1 protein-coding gene and 1 pseudogene are annotated in these 1,148 nt (G+C 34.6%); both read left to right on the forward strand.

Features of this window, described 5'->3' with window-relative positions:
- Window positions 1–389, forward strand: a pseudogene (locus ACFVU3_RS40155) (hypothetical protein); the annotation flags it as partial.
- Window positions 390–395: 6 nt separating this feature from the next.
- The coding region (locus ACFVU3_RS40160; protein ID WP_390073726.1) for a DeoR/GlpR family DNA-binding transcription regulator at window positions 396–1,148 on the forward strand (753 nt) is incomplete at its 3' end.

Raw genomic sequence — 1,148 nt, forward strand, 5'->3', positions numbered from 1 at the left:
ATGTGATTCAATCCTTAATTATCATGGTATGCGTTTTAGTAGGTTTCGTCGCTGTCGGTAGATGGCTTACACATGATGTTCAAACATACCATTTAATTATCTACTATCTAGTTATTCTTATAGGATTGGAACCGATTCGTGCAATTAATAATTTAATCGTAGATTTATTAAATGTAGCTGGGGATGTGCGTTTTCCTGTTACAGTCAATATCATAACTAATTGGTTGTTACTGTTGCCTGGAAGCTTTCTATTAGGCATTCATTTGGGGTTTGGTTACACCGGTATTATTCTAGTGAGTATTGCAGATGAAGCGCTGCGATTTATCATCATGTATTTCAGATGGCGAAATGATAAATGGCGCGCACGCATGAAGCAGATAGGAGTATAGATAACAATGTACAAGAGAAAAGAACGATTAAACCTTATACGTAAACGTGTTGATCAGTACGGTGAGGTTGCTGTTAAAGATTTAGCATTATTTTTACAAGTTACACCTGAAACCGTGAGAAAAGACTTAGAAACATTAGAATATGACAAACTTATTACTCGCACGCACGGTGGGGCGGTTAAATATAATCATATTAACAAGGAGAAATCATACGCGAATAAATGGCAGAAACAATCAAATGTGAAAGAAAGAATAGCTAAAAAAGCAGCTTCACAAATTCAATCTGGAGAAATCGTGGTTATAGATGGTGGGACGACAACAGGTCGAATTCCTCAGTATTTAAATGATATTATACAAACTACTATAATCACTAATTCCCTAAAGATTGCAAATGAGTTGAATCGTGCAATAGAGGAACAACGTATTCAAGGAGAAATAATTATGCTCGCAGGTAAGACAAATACTGAGCAAGATGTAGTAAAGGGGCATTTAACAAACGAATTATTACAACGTTTCAAATTTGATAAAGCCTTTATTTCATGTGGTTCATTTGATAAGAACGATTGTTATGAATTTGATTTAGAGGAAGCACACGTCAGTCAAATTATGATTCAACAAAGTCAATTAAGTTATTTATTAGCAGATAGTAGTAAACGAGATGCTCGTGCATCGTATCGTATTAGTGAATTTAGTGAGATTGATTATATGATTTCTGATTACGCTAAGCCACAGGATATGGAGCATTTTAATCATAAATCA

The sequence above is a fragment of the Streptomyces sp. NPDC058052 genome (genome assembly GCF_042885515.1).
Classification (GTDB): domain Bacteria; phylum Actinomycetota; class Actinomycetes; order Streptomycetales; family Streptomycetaceae; genus Streptomyces.